At 65.8% G+C, this 14,891-nt stretch carries 14 protein-coding genes; all 14 read right to left on the bottom strand.

The features are described from left to right. Positions 1-936 (bottom strand): aldehyde dehydrogenase family protein (locus AC1D2K_RS14650; RefSeq protein WP_478089554.1); only part of this gene is annotated, 936 nt, incomplete at its 3' end. Next, positions 936-2,090 carry an iron-containing alcohol dehydrogenase gene (locus tag AC1D2K_RS14645; protein WP_478089553.1) on the bottom strand — a complete coding sequence of 385 codons (1,155 nt, stop codon included), beginning with the start codon at positions 2,088-2,090 and terminating at the stop codon, positions 936-938. The genes AC1D2K_RS14645 and AC1D2K_RS14650, both read right to left, overlap by 1 nt. Positions 2,091-2,231: 141 nt before the next feature. Further along, positions 2,232-2,405, bottom strand: a complete 174-nt coding sequence (locus AC1D2K_RS14640) for a hypothetical protein (protein ID WP_478089552.1) — start codon at positions 2,403-2,405, stop codon at positions 2,232-2,234. Positions 2,406-2,420: 15 nt separating this feature from the next. Then, entirely contained in the window at positions 2,421-3,359 is a 939-nt protein-coding gene (locus AC1D2K_RS14635) for a cyclase family protein (protein ID WP_478089557.1), read from the bottom strand. Between the two features lie 17 nt (positions 3,360-3,376). Then, positions 3,377-4,045 (bottom strand): ATP-binding cassette domain-containing protein, encoded by a 669-nt coding sequence (locus AC1D2K_RS14630; RefSeq protein ID WP_478089551.1) that lies wholly within the window; start codon positions 4,043-4,045, stop codon positions 3,377-3,379. Further along, complete coding sequence (locus AC1D2K_RS14625) at positions 4,042-4,812, bottom strand: ABC transporter ATP-binding protein (protein ID WP_478089550.1); 771 nt, start codon at positions 4,810-4,812, stop codon at positions 4,042-4,044. Before AC1D2K_RS14625 ends, AC1D2K_RS14630 begins: the two co-directional genes overlap by 4 nt. Then, complete coding sequence (locus tag AC1D2K_RS14620) at positions 4,809-5,783, bottom strand: branched-chain amino acid ABC transporter permease (protein ID WP_319356924.1); 975 nt, start codon at positions 5,781-5,783, stop codon at positions 4,809-4,811. The genes AC1D2K_RS14625 and AC1D2K_RS14620 overlap by 4 nt, the downstream gene beginning before the upstream one ends. Continuing rightward, positions 5,784-6,689: a branched-chain amino acid ABC transporter permease gene (locus AC1D2K_RS14615; RefSeq protein ID WP_478089549.1), complete on the bottom strand. Its 906-nt coding sequence runs from the start codon at positions 6,687-6,689 to the stop codon at positions 5,784-5,786. After that, positions 6,686-8,026 carry an ABC transporter substrate-binding protein gene (locus AC1D2K_RS14610; RefSeq protein WP_478089548.1) on the bottom strand — a complete coding sequence of 447 codons (1,341 nt, stop codon included), beginning with the start codon at positions 8,024-8,026 and terminating at the stop codon, positions 6,686-6,688. The genes AC1D2K_RS14615 and AC1D2K_RS14610 overlap by 4 nt, the downstream gene beginning before the upstream one ends. A gap of 201 nt (positions 8,027-8,227) precedes the next feature. Continuing rightward, positions 8,228-9,478, bottom strand: coding sequence for an ABC transporter substrate-binding protein (locus tag AC1D2K_RS14605; RefSeq protein ID WP_478089556.1), 1,251 nt, complete (start codon positions 9,476-9,478; stop codon positions 8,228-8,230). A 38-nt stretch (positions 9,479-9,516) separates the two neighbouring features. Beyond that, entirely contained in the window at positions 9,517-10,851 is a 1,335-nt protein-coding gene (locus AC1D2K_RS14600; protein ID WP_478089555.1) for a sigma-54-dependent transcriptional regulator, read from the bottom strand. Between the two features lie 12 nt (positions 10,852-10,863). Further along, positions 10,864-12,543 (bottom strand): ATP-binding protein, encoded by a 1,680-nt coding sequence (locus tag AC1D2K_RS14595; protein WP_478089547.1) that lies wholly within the window; start codon positions 12,541-12,543, stop codon positions 10,864-10,866. Between the two features lie 600 nt (positions 12,544-13,143). Continuing rightward, a complete protein-coding gene (locus AC1D2K_RS14590; RefSeq protein ID WP_478089546.1) occupies positions 13,144-14,199 on the bottom strand; it encodes an alpha/beta hydrolase family protein in 1,056 nt (351 codons plus the stop codon). Between the two features lie 11 nt (positions 14,200-14,210). Next, positions 14,211-14,891, bottom strand: a 681-nt coding sequence (locus AC1D2K_RS14585) for a TauD/TfdA dioxygenase family protein (protein ID WP_478089545.1), incomplete at its 5' end; no start/stop codon positions are given.

Below are 14,891 nucleotides of genomic sequence, written 5' to 3'. Positions count from 1 at the left end.
CACCAGCCGCTCGGCAAAGGCATCGAACACGGCCTCGTGCACCAGGAACCGGTTGGCGCAGACACAGGTCTGGCCCGCGTTGCGGTACTTGGAAGCGATCGCGCCCTGCACGGCGAGGTCCAAGTCGGCGTCGTCGAAAACGATGAAAGGTGCGTTGCCGCCCAATTCCATCGAAACGCGCTTGACCGTGGCGGCGCATTGCGCCATCAGCAGCTTGCCGACGGGCGTGGAGCCGGTGAACGAGAGCTTGCGCACGACCGGGCTGGCCGTGAGGGCTCCTCCGACGAGCGCCGGCCTCGCGGTGGTGACGACGTTGATCACGCCGGCCGGAATGCCGGCACGCTGCGCCAGTTCGGCCAGCGCGAGGGCCGACAGCGGCGTCGCCTCTGCGGGCTTCACGACCGAGGTGCAACCAGCGGCCAGTGCAGGCGCAACCTTGCGCGTGATCATCGCGATGGGGAAGTTCCACGGCGTGATGGCCGCGGTGACACCCACGCCCTGCTTCATCACCATCAGACGACGGTCGACCGTCGGTGCCGGAATCAGGTCGCCGTAGGCGCGCTTGCCCTCTTCCGCGAACCACTCGATGAACGAAGCGCCGTACCGCACCTCGCCCAGCGCTTCGGCGAGCGACTTGCCCTGCTCCAAGGTCATGAGCAGCGCGAGGTCCTGTTCCGCGCCAATCACGAGATCGTGCCAGCGGCGCAGCAAGGCACTGCGCTCCTTCGCCGGCCGCGCGCGCCAGGCGGGCAGCGCGGCCTGGGCTGCGGCGATGGCGCGATCGGTGTCAGCGGCGTCCATGTCGGGAACGGCCGCGATCGTTTCGCCGTTGGCCGGGTTGCACACCTCGTGCGACCCGCCGCCCCGCGCAGCGACCCACTCGCCGCCGATGAACGCCAGGCGCTTCAGCAACGCCGTATCTTTCAACTGCACCATCAGAAAGCCTCCTCGTAGAGCGCGAGCGCGTCGGCAAGCGCCACGTCGCGCGGGTTATTCACCAGCAGGCGCTGGACCTTGAGTGCGTCCTCCGCCAGCATCGGCAGGTCAATCCGGTCCACGCCGACAGCGCGCAGGTTCTGCTCGAACGGCATCACGGCCACCAGCGCGGCCATGGCATCGACGAACGCCCTGGCGCCTTCGATGGGAGGTTGGCCGGGCCGCGCCGTGCCGATCACTTCGCCCAGTTGTGCGTAGAGCGGCGCCGCGTGTTCCAGGTTGAAGCGCAGCACCGGCCGCAGCACCAGCGCGTTCGACAGGCCGTGCGGCACGTGGAAATGGCCGCCCAGCGGATATGCCAGCGCATGCACCGCCGCCACCGGCGCGTTCGCGAACGCCATGCCCGCCAACAGCGAGCCAAGCAGCATGTGCTCGCGCGCCGCGCCGTTGCGCGGCTCTTCGAGCACCTTGCGCTGGTTGGCATACAGCAGCGCCAACGCCTTCAGGGCCAGCGCATCCGACACCGGGTTCTTCTTGTGGCGCGAGGTGAAGGCCTCGATCGCGTGCACCATGGCATCGATTCCCGTCATCGCCGTAAGGCGAGGAGGCAGGCCCAGCGTGAGGTGGCTGTCGAGCAGCGCGAAGTCAGGGTAGAGCAAGGGAGAGACCACGCCCTTCTTCTCTGAAGTCGGGGTGGTGACGATCGCGATAGGCGTCACCTCCGAGCCGGTGCCGGCGGTGGTCGGCACCTGCACGAGCGGCAGGCGTGGCCCCTGCGCCAAGTCGATCCCGTAGATATCGTGCAGCGCCGCCGGCGTGCGCGCCAGCAAGGCCACGAGCTTGGCGGTGTCCATGGAACTGCCGCCACCGAAGCCCACGACGCCATCGGCGCCCGCTTCTCGGGCAGCCTGCACGGCGGCGAGTACCCGCTCCTCGGGCGGATCGGGCAGCACGTCGGAATAAACGGTGGCGGCGATTCCCGCGATCCGCAGGCTTGCCAGCGCGGGCGCCAGCAGGCCGGCCTGCAGCAAGGGCTGGTCGGTGATGAGGAAGAAATGGCGCACACCGAGCCCGCGGGCGAGTTCGCCGAGGCGGCCAGAGCCGCCCTGCTCGCAGACGATGCGCGGCGTGGTTTCGAAATTGAATCCGGTCATATGGGTTCTCTTGTCAGGCAGCGTGCGCTACGCCGCGTTCAGTGCGCTAGACCTGGCCCACCAGGTCTGGCGAATGCTTGTCGTCCGATTCGCTGAGCAGTACGGCCAGGCCGTCCCGCCCCAGTTCAGCCACCATTTGAGTCAGTCGGCGCGTTGGCCTGGGCCGCCGGCTCGCACAGGGCGGAACGGTGACACACGCCCGCCGCCATCCGGCGGGTTGTGCACCTCCAGCATGCCGCCCGTCGACTGCGATCCACTGCCACCGATGAAGGCGTGGTGCTCGAGCAGCCCGCTGTCACTCAACTTCTGTTCCATGGTGCCGGCGACTGCTTAGCGGATGGCGACCGGATTGATGATGCCCTGCACGCCGCCGGTCATGCGCGACACGCCGAGCACGAACATGAACTCCCAGCCCTTGTCCTTGACCAGTTCGGTGGTGTCGATGTTCTCGAGGATGTAGATGCCGTGCTTTGGGATCAGGATCTGGTGTACCTCGAACACCCCCGCCCCCTTCTCGGCGGGGATCACCTCCAGGGCCCAGGTGTCTGCGCCGACCGCCACCACCTGCTTGCTCRCGAGGTACTCGGCACCTTCTTTGCCCAGGCCCGGTTCGACGGAGATGTAGCGCTTGTCGTCCTTGCCCACCAGCTGCAGCCAGCCGGTGTGGAACAGCACGATGTCGCCCTTTCGGATCTCGACCCCCTGGCGCCGCGCTTGCTCGTCGATCTCTTTGCGGTTGAACGCCGTGCCCTCCGGCACCGGGTTTTGGCCGAAGTACGCCGTCATGTCCAGCACGACGCCGCGCGTGACGAAGGGCGGCAGCTTCTCGACCCCCAGCTTGCTCAGACCGTTGGCCTGTACGAACTCGCTGTTCTTGTGGCAGTTGTAGTAGACGTTGTCGACGCCGATGTGGCCGAGGCCATCGATCTGCGAGCCCGTGCCGACGTAGCCCATGTAGATGTCGTCGTTGTAGTTGGTCTTGGTCGGGCCCAGGCCGACGCCGCCGACCTGCCCTGGCTGGTTGATCGCCAGCGCCCAGCTGCGCGGGCCGAAAGCCGGTGTCTTGGAGTTGGTCTCGACCCCAAGCCGGTAGGTCTTGCCGGTCTTCACCAGCTTTGCGGCCTCCAGCGCCAGTTGCGGAGTCAGCAGGTTGGCCGCGCCGATCTCGTCGGCCGGACCGTATTTCGAACGGCACCATTCGTGCGCCGATGTGCCGGCGGCAAGCGTCGCCAGGGCGAGCGCCRCCGCGAGGCGGGTCATTGCGGACATAGACATTCCAGTCTCCTCTAGTGGGTTGCAGAACTCTCGCGGACGACGCCGCGCTCGATACGGAAGATGCGATCAACCAGGTCGGCCGAGTGCTTGTCATCCGATTCGCTCAGCAGGACCGTCAGGCCCTCGGTGCGCAGCTTCGCGATCACCTCTGTCAGGCGCCGCGACAGCACCGGCGCGACGCCCTCGAAGGGTTCGTCCAGCAGCAGCAGCTTGCGTCCCGGCATCAGCGCACGCGCCAACGCCACCAGCTTCTGCTGGCCGCCGCTGAGCTGCAGCGCCTTGCGCTCGCGGTGCTCGAGCAGTTCGGGAATCAGCTCGTAGATCCATGCGAGGCGTTGTCTTGCGTCGCCCAGGCCGTTGGCCCAAGCCGGCAGCAGAATGTTTTCTTCGACGGTGAGCGACGGAATCAGCCGCCGGTCCTCCGGCAAGTAGCTGATGCCGTGCTCGGCGCGGGTGTGCGCTGGCAATTGCGCCATCGACTCGCCGGCGCACGCCAGCGTCGCCGAACGTGAGGGCAGCAGTCCCATCACCGCGCGCATCAGCGTTGTCTTGCCGGCGCCGTTGCGGCCGATCAGCCCGGCCATGCTGCCCTGCGGCAACTGCAGCGTGACCTTGCGCAGGATGGGCGTGCCGGCGATGGCAACGTCCAATCCCTGGATGTCGAGGGCAAGCTCACTCATGCGAGTGCCTCCTCGCGTGCCGGAGCCCGCTTGCCTACCACCAGCTCCTGCACGCGCGGGTTTCCAAGCACCGCGGCCGGCGGCCCGTCGGCGATGATCTCGCCGCTGTAGAACGCCAGGATGCGCGAGACGTAGCGCTCCACCACTTCCATATCGTGCTCCACGAACAGCACCGTCACGCCGCTTTGCCTCACAGCGGCCATCACGGCATCCATCAAGGGGAATTTCTCGTCGGCGCTCACGCCACTGGTGGGCTCGTCCAGCAGCAGCATGCGCGGCTTCGAGACCAGAGCCATCGCGATGTCGACCAGCTTGCGCGCGCCCTGCGGCACGGCACTGGCCTCGCTGTCGGCGTAGTGCGCCACGCCAAAAGCCTGCAGGATGCGGCGGGCCTCGCGCACCGCCTCCGCAGTTTCGAAGTGCCGCAGCATGGAGGGCTGCGCTTCGTGGGCGGCCGCCAGCGCCATCAGCACGTTGTCCAGCACGGTGAGCTGGGGGAACAACTGCGCGACCTGGAACGAGCGGGCCAGGCCGAGGCGTGTGATCTGGCGCGGCTTCATCCCGAGCACAGAGCTGCCCTCGTACAGGATGTCGCCCGAGGTGGCCGGCAGGTACCCGGTCACCATGTTGATGAACGTGGTCTTTCCGGCGCCGTTGGAGCCGATCACTCCGACGATCTCGCCGCGCTGGATGGTCACGTCCAGCGAATTGGCAGCAACCACGGCACCGAAGGTGCGGGTGAGCTGGCGCGTTTCGAGCACACTCATGGGGACACCTCCTTCGTCACGGACGGAATCTCCGCAGGCACAGCGGCACGCCTACGGGACACCAGGCTCCACAAGCCCTTGGGCAAGAAAAGGATCAGTGCCAGCAGGACACTGCCCAGCGTGAGCTGCCACAGGTGCGGCGCCTCCTGAATGGCGAAGGTGCGCACCGCGGAGAACACAATGGCTGCGACGAACGGTGCCGCCACATGCGCCGTTCCGCCGAGCAGGGCCATGAAGACGAACTCGCCCGAGGTCGCCCAGAACGCCATGTCGGGATCCACGTGGCCGGTGGCGATCGCGATCAGGCCGCCGCCGAGGGCCGACAGCACGGCCGCGCCGCAGTAGTTCAGGTAGACAAGTCCGAACGGCGAGATGCCGAGGAAGTCAACCCGGATTTCGTTCTCGCGCACTGCTTCCGAGAGCCGGCCAAACCGTGAGCGCAACACGCGGTGGCAGACCAGGGCCGCAACGAGCGCGATCGCCAACGTGACCAGGAAGGCGACGCGTTTGGCCTGCGACGGGTCCGGCTGGAAGCCAAGGTAGCTCGGGTTCGCGACGTTGAAGCCGTCGGTGGAGCCGAGCGCGCTGGACTTCACCAGCATGCCGTAGACAATCATCGACAACGCCATCGAAAGCATGGCGTAGAAGATGTCGCGATAGCGCGCCACCATGATGCCGCACAGCGCGGCCATCATCAGCGAAGCCACCACGCCCAGCGCCAGCAGCACGAAGGCATCCTGGATGCCCAGGTGCTTGGCGGCCAAGCCGGCAGCGTAGCCGCCGATGCAGTAGTACAGCGCCTGGCCGAAGGAGACGAGGCCGGCGCGCATTTGCAGCACCACCCCGAGAACCACCAGGCCCTTGGCAAAGGCCAGGGTGAGCAGGAAGCTCAACCAGTCGGGCCCCGCCCAGCCGAGGGCGGCAATCGACCCGGCCGCCAGCGGCAGCCCAAGTTCGGACTTGAATTTCATTTAGATCTTTCGGGGCTGCAGTTGGCCGAAGAGGCCCTGTGGCCGGAATGCGAGTACCAGGAACATCACGCCGTAGATCACGAACAACTCGATCTGCGGCGCCAGATGGACAGCGAAGGAACGGGCGAGACCGACCAGCACCGCGCCGACGGCGGCGCCGCCGACGCTGCCCAGGCCGCCCACCACCACCACGGCGAACGCCAGCACGATCACCTCGACACCGATGCCCGGTGTGACGGAAATGGCCGGTGCAGTGAGCGCCCCGGCAAGCGCACCGAGCATGGAGCCGATCGCGAAGGTGATGGCGAACATCAGATTGACGTTCACCCCCATTGCTGTGGCGATCTCGCGATCGTGGATCACCGCGCGCAACATGCGTCCCTTGTCGGTACGGTTCAGCGCCCACCATGCGGCGGCGCCGACCACGAGCGAGATCGCCACCAGTGCGAGGTCGTAGTTGGCGAAACGCAGCGAACCCGTGACCGAGCTCTGCCCGAGCAGACGGTAGGGCTGGTACGCCAGGTACGGGTTGACGCCCCACACCAGCTTCACCGCGTCCTCCAGGATCAGCAGCAGCGCATACGTGACGATCACCATCAGGATCTCATCGCGGCCACGCAGGTGGCGCAGCAGCCCCTGCTCCACAAGTACGCCCACAACCAGGCCGCCGACGATTGCGCAGCCGAATAGCAGCAGGTAGCTCCAGTACGGACTGGCCCCCGACTCGCCCGAGAAGTACCAGCCTGTGAGCGAGGCGGCGCAGTAGGCGCCGATCGCGTAGAAGCTGCCGTGTGCCATGTTGAGGATGCGCATCACCCCGTAGATCACGGTCAGGCCGGCAGCCACGAGGAACAGCCATGAGGCGTAGATGGCGCCGTCGATGACAATGGCCAGCAAGGTGCTCACGAGGTGCGCTCCTTTGCCGGTGTCGGGCTGCACTTGGCACCCGGAAAGCCGGCCTTGATCCAGTCGGCATGGCTCGTGCCATCGGGGGGCATCAGGCAGTCGCCCGGATAGTCCTTCACATTGGTGATGCTGGCCTTGCGGGTCTTCGGGTCATAGTGGTACTCGCCGTAGGCAACACCCTGTACAGCCTGATGGCCGCCGGCGCGGCTCATGCGCACCGTGCCGCTGGGCGATTCGAAGGTGAGACCCTTGAGACCCGCGAGCACCTGCTCCTGCGTCGGCATGGCGCCGGGCTTGCCCGCCTTCTCCGCGGCCGCCTTCACGCCGAGGATCGCCTGCATCATCTTGAACGCAGGGTAGGTCGGCTGCTCTTTGTGCGCGGCGCTGTAGGTTGTGCGCAACCAGTCGGAGAGCCCGTTCTTCGGCGCGAAAGCGCCAAACGGGCCGCGGCCGCCGACGATCGTGCCGTTGGGCGCCTGGTCCTTGAAATGCTCAAAGCCGGTTTCGCCCGCGGTCAGCAGCGCCACACGCTTGTCGAACAGGCCGCGCGCGCCGCCTTGCAGCACCAGCGCTTCCATGTCGCCACCCCAGAAGCTGGAGTGGATCAGGTCGGGGTTGCTGACAGCCAGCGCGGAGATCTCGGCGCCGTACTGGCCCTGCCCCAGCTTCGGCCACTGCTCGGAAACGACCTTGATGTCCGGCTTGAGTTGCTTGAAAGCAAGGCTGAAGTCGGCCCAGGCATCTTGGCCCCAGGCATAGTTCTGCTGGATGCTGCCGACCGATTTCACGTTCGGTTTCGTCTCCACGATGTAACGGGCAGCCGCCACGTTGTCGACCACCGCGTCGAGGCCAGTGCGAAACACGTATTTCGGGTTCTTCAGCGTCTCGCTGAACAGGCGCGAGGTCCCGCAGTCGAAGAACACCGTCGGGGTCTTGAGCTCCTCGGCCACCGGGGCAATCGCGAGGCAGTCACCAGAGGAGATGTAGCCAATCACCAAGTCGACCTTCTGGCGCTGCACAAGGTTGCGGTATTCCTCCACCTGCTTGGTGGCGCCGCCGTTCTCATCGATCAACACCATCTCGATCTCGACGCCGCTGATGCCTTTGGTGTTGTAGGGCGCGGGCAAGGCACCCTTGTTGAGCGCGTCGACCACGAGCTTGGCGGCGTTGGCCGCTGGCACCCCGAAAGGGCCTGCGGCGGCGCCTGACAGGAAGGTCGCCACGCCGATCCGGAACTTGCCGTTGTCGGCGGCGGCGGCCGGCAGCGCGAAGGCGGCGCCGGCAGTGACGAGCGCGAAGCTGCGAGCCAGGCGCGTGAGGGGGAACTTCAGGGTCACGTTGTCTCCTTGTGAGTTGTGTTGCTCACGAGGAGTATTGCGAGGAGCGTGCCACACCGTGAAAGCCTTGTGGATCAAGGACTTGGGCGTAGTTCGCGAAGATGTATTGCGCGGATTCCGCGCATTGCGGCGGTCGGATCGCGCGGAAACCGCGCATGCGGATTCAGCCCCGCGGCCTTTGCGGATGTGACGGTGCGTTGCCTACGGCGCCCCCGCGGCCCGCCTGCGCTCCCGCACCAGCTCCGGCGATGGCCGCAGTTGCTCCGCAGGGTAGACCCGCCACTTGCCCAACATCACCCGGGCCGGCGGAAACCGGGTGTCGACCACCACCTCTCCGATCGCCTGTGCTTGCGCGATCTGGTGCGTTTCGCGGTCGATGCATGAGGCAAACCCGGGCGGATCCTCCGGCAATTCCAGGCAGAGCCCCTCCAGCGCTCCCACCACCTTCTCGACGTCGAACGGCTTGCCGGTCTTGGCCACCGCGCGCGCAATGGCCAGGATCCCGGCATAGGCGCCCTCTGCCGCATAGGTCGGATAGCGCCCCTCCGCCGCAAAAAAGTCGGCCACGAACTTGCGGTTGCGCGGCGTGTCGGGCCAGTTGTTGTGATGGCGCGCCGAGAGCACGAGATTCGGCGGCGCCAGGTCGCCCAGCGCCACCAGCACGTCGTAGTTGCCGCCGGCATCGAAGTTGGCTATGGGCACCTTGCCGAGCAGTTCGCTGGAGTGGGCCTGCGCGAGGAAGGCAAGGAAGTCGCCCCCCCAAAGGCCTGTCACGATCACGTCCGGCCGCGAGCGCATCAGGGCCGTCAGGTACGCCGAATAGTCGGGTTCGTAGAGCTTGGGCCAGAGTTGGGCAACGACCTCATAGTTCGCGCCGCTGGCCGCCAGGCTGCGTTGCAGGTCGGCCCACATGACGTGGCCATAGTCGTAGTCCGGCCCCAGGAATGCCAGCCGCTTCCAACCACGCTCGCGCTGCTGCTCGGCAAGGTACTTCGCGCCGGCCGCCATCGAAGTGTAGGTGTCGTTCGAAACCCGGAAATAGTAGCGGTGAAAGTCCTCGATCGTGAGCCGCGAGGAGGCGTGGTCGGTGCCGACGAAGATCACCTTGCGCGCACGCGACAGCCGGCTCACCGCCTGCGCCACACCGGAGCTCACCACCCCGCAGAGGAACTGCGCCTTGTCGTGATCGATGAACTGGCTGGCCAGCCGAACGCCATAGGCCGCTTTGGAGCGGTCGTCTTCCACGATCACTCGCAGCCGCGGGCGCCAGTCGCGCGCGCGCTCAGCATCCAGCTCGGCGAGCGCCAGCTTGATCGCCGCGATGCTGTCGCGGCCGTAGATCGCGGCCCGGCCCGCCAGGGGGTAGAGGCAGCCAATGGTGATGTCGGCCTGCCCAACAGGTGCCCCCAGCTCTACGCGGGCATGGGCGCCGGTTGCAGCCAGGCAGGCCATCACCAGCGTGGCGGCGCAGCGAAGCAGATCACGAATCCTCACGGGCGGCCCTCCCCATCCATCCCGAGCCGCTGCAGCCGGCGCAGCAGCGCATGGCGGGAGATGCCCAGCAGGTCCGCGGCCCTGCCACGATGGCCCTGCGCGCGGGCCAGAGCATCGCGCAGCAGCTTCTCCTCCTCGACGGCCAGCTTCTGCTCGATGGCCGCCGAGCGCACCTCCCCACTGTCCAGGTCGGAGGGCAGCTGCGAACGCTCGATCACGCTGCCGGGATGGAGGATGGTGAGACGCTCGATGAGGTTCTTCAGCTCGCGCACGTTGCCGGGCCATGCGTAGGCCGTCAGGCAGGCTCGCGCGTCGGGCGAGAAGCGGATCGGCTCGCAGCGTTCGGACTTGGCATAGCGCGCGGCGAAATGATCTGCCAGTACCAGCACGTCGTCATCGCGCTCCCGCAGGGTCGGCAGGGCGATCGGCAGCACGTTCAACCGGTAGTACAGGTCTTCGCGGAAGCGGCCCCGCGAAGCCTCGGAGGCCAGGTCGCGGTTGGTCGCGGCCACCACCCGAACGTCGGCGGTCACGCCACGGGTGCCACCCACTGGGCGGTACTGACCGTCTTCCAGGAAGTGCAGCAGCTTGGCCTGCAGTGCCAGTGGCAGCTCGCCGATCTCGTCCAGGAACAGTGYGCCGCCGTCCGCCAGCGCGACCAGCCCCACGCGCCGCTGCGTCGCCCCGGTGTAGGCGCCCTTCTCCGCACCGAACAGCTCCGCCTCGATCAGTTGCTCCGGCAGCGAGGCGCAGTTCACCTCGACGAAGGGCCCTCCACTGCGCGCACTCGCCGTGTGGATGGCGCGCGCCACCAGCGCCTTGCCGGTGCCGGACTCGCCCAGCACCAGCACACGCTTGGTCTGGCTCGCCGCAATGCGGCTGATGGTCGCCGCCAGCGCGCGGACCTGTGCGCTCGTACCGATCACTCCGTCGTGGGCGGTCGATTCCTGCCGCCGGTAATCGATCTCACTGGCCATGCGCGCCTTCTGCAGCGCGCCGCGCAGCGTGTAGAGCAATTCATCGAGCTCGAACGGCTTGGTCACGTAGTCCGCTGCGCCGGCCTTCACCGCCTTCACGGCCAGCCGCGTGTCGCTCGTTGCGGAGATCATGATCACGGGCAGCCCGGGCCGATCCGTGGCGAGCCGCGCGAGCACGTCCATCCCGCTCATGTCCGGCAGGTTCACGTCGAGCAACACGATGTCGGGCGCGCCTCGACAGGCGGCATCCAATCCGCCGGCGCCGTCCACCGCGGTCGCGACGCCAAATCCCTCCTCTTCCAGCGCGAACACCAGTGCCTTCAGCACGCCGGGTTCGTCGTCGATCACCAGCACCTGTTTCAAAACCTATGTCTCCTCTCGCGGCATCGGCACGCGCAACGTGACCACCGTGCCCGCGCCCACCTGGCTCTCGATCACGAGCGTGCAGTCATTCAACTCGGCCAATTGTCGGGAAATGCTGAGGCCCAGGCCCATGCCCTTCGGTCGGGTCGTGAAGAACGGATCGCTCAGCTTCGMGAGCGCCTCGGGCGGCACCCCACGACCCGTATCGCGGACCTCAAGCACGCCGAAGCCGTCGCCGGCGCGCGCCGCACGTAGTGTGATCAGGCCGCCCGGCGGCGTGGCCTGTATCGCGTTGAGCATCAGGTTCAGCATGATCTGGATCAGATGATCGGCATCGACCCACAGGCGCAACTCGGAGTCGCCCTGGATCGCGAGTGACAGCCGCTGCGCCTTCAGTTCGGCCTTCACCAGGCCATCGACCCGGCGGAAAACCTCGCGCACCGGCGCCACGGCCGGTTCCGGAGGGCGCGGCTTCCCGAAATCAGATAGATCGCTCACCACGCGGGTGAGCCGCGTGACCTCGGTCTCCACGTCCTGCAGAAGCTGGTGCCGACGCGGATCGGCCTCGCGTCGGGCGAGCGCCTGCACCGTCGTCTTGATGGCGGACAACGGGTTGCGCACCTCATGCGCAATGCCGGCGGCAAATTCGCCGAGCGAAGCGAGCCGCTGCGCGCGTGCCAATCGGGCGAACGTGTTGGCAAGGCCCTCCGCCATCGTGTTGAAGGCACGCGAAACGGCCGCGATCTCATCGCGCCCCTGGTCCCGGATGCGGTGGTCCAGTTGGCCGGACGCGATGGCTTCGACTCCGCTCACAAGCTGTGCCACGCGGCCCTGCAGACTGCGCGCGAGCTGGTAGAACAGGAACACCAGGACGCTGGCGGTGCCGAGCACGGCCACCAGCAGCACACGCCGCGCATTCTCGAAACGGCTGAGCAGCGCCGAGGGCTCGATCTGCAACATCGGTTGCCAGCCGGGCAACACCTCCGGGCCCGCGATCATGCGCTCGGCGGGGGTGACGCGCACGCCGACGGCGTTGAAGTAGCCGGCAGGCGTTTTCAGAACCGGCTGCACGATGCCGGCCACCGAGGGCCCGCCCATCAGTTCAGTCAGCGAGGAGAAGCGTACGTGCAGCGCAATGTCGACCCGGCGCCGGCCCTCAGCGACCGGCAGGGGATGGCGCACCAGGAACCATCCGGCGAGGCCGTCGCCCGGCGCGGCCGGCCCGACCACCTCATTGCTGTCGAAACGGGTGACCGGCAGCGAAGCAATCGAGAACGGTTGCTCGCTCCAATAGGGCGGCCCGGCGGCCGCCTGCCCGGGCACGAAATGGCGCAGCCGGCCGCCGTCTTCCAGCAGCAGGATGCCGTAGAGGTCCGGCAGATCGGCTTCCAGCTGCAGCAGCCCATGCGCCTCCTCGCCCGCGTCGCTGATGTCGGCGCGCAGCAAGGCGGTCATGGCGGGGTGGCTGGCCAAGGTCTCCACCTGATAGCGTCGACCGTCGAGAAACGACTCCAGGCGCTTCGACATTGCCGTGAGCTGGACCGACAGGCGCTCACCGACCAGCTCGTCGATCAGCGCCTGCGCATACCGGTCGTACAGCAGGCCCACTGCGAGCGTCGGCACGATTCCCGCCACTAGCGAGATCGCGAGGTAGCGACTTACGACGCTGTTGTTGATGGCCATTCCGGAACTCGTGCCGCGCTAAAGACCAGTCCCGCGTCGGCGCTCACAAGGGTATGGCAACAGCAGAAGAGCGAGTTGGCGATCAATTCGCCCATCACGATCGCGTGGCGATCGGTCCCATCGCTGCTTCCGGAACCGGAGGCGAACTCGCCCGTCAGGCAAACGAGCTTCGCCCAGAGTGATCTCATGCAAATCTCCGTTGTCGTGCATGGAAAGAATGCCTTCGGTGGCTACGAGCAGCAGATCACTGCACGGTTGGACCAACAGCGGGCTTGGGGGTTGACGATTGTTCGCTGTTGTCTCCGTTGGATGGAAAAGGCGACCTGCGAAGTGCAAAGCCCGTGCCATGCCGACTCCCATGACGCAGCCGCGAGCGGCGCCCCCGAGCAGGGTCTGGCACATGCGAAGAATGCGGCACCTGTGTCCGGTTCTATGGACATGTCGTCGTCTCCAATGACTGAAACCATGGACAACTGTCGGACAAAACATACGTCGCGCGGCGCCGCTCTTTTCCCTTGCAGCCTCACCCGGCCATACTGGCGAACTGATGTGCGCAGCAATGCGATTCAATCGCTCAGCTGGAACACTCAGCAAGCCATGCTACACGTGAGCAGCGAGCCAATCACAAATCAGTGGCGTTGTTCTAAACGCGACATTGTGGAAACAATGGACCCCTGCTTCTACTAGGCAGTACTCCGCGTTGGCTCCAATTCGATCTGCAATTTTCTTTGCAGCGGCCGCAGGAATTCCTGCATCAGCCTGGCCATGCATGACAAGGACAGGGCACTCGAGACGATCACACCAGTCTTCAAGTGTGAAGTCACGAGCGACCTCACGAGCCGCGGCGATCGTTTCGACTCCCACGATATGGGCGAAGCGCCAACTGCGAATCGGGTCGTCCCAATTCATCACACACATGTCGAAATAGCCACTGACCGAAATGCACGCTCGAATCCTTTGGTCGGCCGCCGCCGAGCTGACCGCGAGCATGCCGCCGAAGCCGAAGCCGACGACGCCAATGCGATGCGGGTCGATGCCCTCCTCCGCCTGCACGTAGTCGATGACAGCAGAAACGGCTTCGTGGTACGAAGGCCGCATCGGCATCCAATCGGACACTTCGCCCTGGCCGGGGCCGTCGAACGAGAGCGTTGCCATGCCTCGTGCGAGAAACTCCCTCTCAATCGCGAAGTGTTCCTCCTTGGATGAGTCGGAGCCGCAAACAAGCAAAGCCAGCGGCACCCGAGCTACCCCCGGTGGCACCCGAAGAACCGCAGGGAGCGTCCTTCCGCTGTACGGAATCTCGAGCCGCATGCCGGGGACCGGCTGCAGCGGCAAAGCTCGGGTGTAGCACGCAACCTTTGCCACTGCAGCGCGCTTCTTTTCATCGAGATCCTCAAAGTGAAGATACTGAGCGAAGTGGTACGCGAGGGCAGCCTTTGTAAGAAGCTGACCGGCACTCACCAAGTTCCCCTGCATAGCTGCTGTGTCGCCGAGTTTCTCAAAGTCTGCGCCTACAGTCGTCCAAACAGGAAACCAGTCACTGTTCGAAACGATTCGCTCCATGTTAGCCCGCACCAGGGAGCAATCAAGCCCCTGGTTTGTCATGCGGAACAAAGAGTGTCCGGCGGCCTTGAGCGCGAGGTAGTCCGTTTTCATGCTTCAGAGCTTCAGAACGGCACGGTGCCCTTAACGATGGTCCGATAGAGCAGCCGGCGCTGAGGAAGCGCGTAGTCACCTACCCCTTGATGCAAGGTCAGCGCGTTGTCCCACATGACGACATCTCCTGGCGCCCACGTGTGGCGGTAGATGAAGCGGGGCTGGCGCGTGAAGGCGTACAGATAGTTGAGGAGGCGTTCGCTTTCCTCCTGTTCCATATCGAGGATTTCAGTGGTGAACCCCTCGTTCACGAAGATGGACTTCTCTCCAGTGCTGGGGTGCGTCCGAATCACAGGGTGAACTACGGAGTCTTCTAACCGGGACTCGGTGTCCTTGTTCATCTTGTTGAAATGGCTGGCCCGCTGGCCTGGCTTCTTCTTAGAGGCTACAAATCGCGCCTTCCGGCCTTCCAGCTGCTCCTTGATCTCTGTCGGCAGCGCATAGTAGGCCGCCGCCGTGTCGGCGAAGTCCGTTGGCCCTAGCACCCTGCCGCCCTTCACCGGCACTTCGAGGGCATAGAGAATGGACACACGGCTGGGAGTGCGCGTATAGCAAAGGTCGCTGTGCCAATATTGCGCGGCATCCACGGCCCCAATCTGGCGACCGTCTTCGACGATGTTCGACAGCACGAAGACCTCCGGGTTGTCGGGCTTGGCGAACTGGGTCATCGCATGGATGTCTAGTTCCTTGCC

The sequence above is a fragment of the Variovorax sp. P1_H12_2 genome, from assembly GCF_056405335.1.
Note: the sequence above shows the minus strand (reverse complement) of the source record. Positions and strands in the feature narration are given on the sequence as shown.

Coding starts and splice junctions, on each gene's coding strand:
- AC1D2K_RS14645 (WP_478089553.1), bottom strand. CDS start 2,090: ATGACCGGATTCAATTTCGAAACCACGCCGCGCATCGTCTGCGAGCAG.
- AC1D2K_RS14640 (WP_478089552.1), bottom strand. CDS start 2,405: ATGGAACAGAAGTTGAGTGACAGCGGGCTGCTCGAGCACCACGCCTTC.
- AC1D2K_RS14630 (WP_478089551.1), bottom strand. CDS start 4,045: ATGAGTGAGCTTGCCCTCGACATCCAGGGATTGGACGTTGCCATCGCC.
- AC1D2K_RS14625 (WP_478089550.1), bottom strand. CDS start 4,812: ATGAGTGTGCTCGAAACGCGCCAGCTCACCCGCACCTTCGGTGCCGTG.
- AC1D2K_RS14620 (WP_319356924.1), bottom strand. CDS start 5,783: ATGAAATTCAAGTCCGAACTTGGGCTGCCGCTGGCGGCCGGGTCGATT.
- AC1D2K_RS14605 (WP_478089556.1), bottom strand. CDS start 9,478: ATGGCCTGCCTGGCTGCAACCGGCGCCCATGCCCGCGTAGAGCTGGGG.
- AC1D2K_RS14590 (WP_478089546.1), bottom strand. CDS start 14,199: ATGAAAACGGACTACCTCGCGCTCAAGGCCGCCGGACACTCTTTGTTC.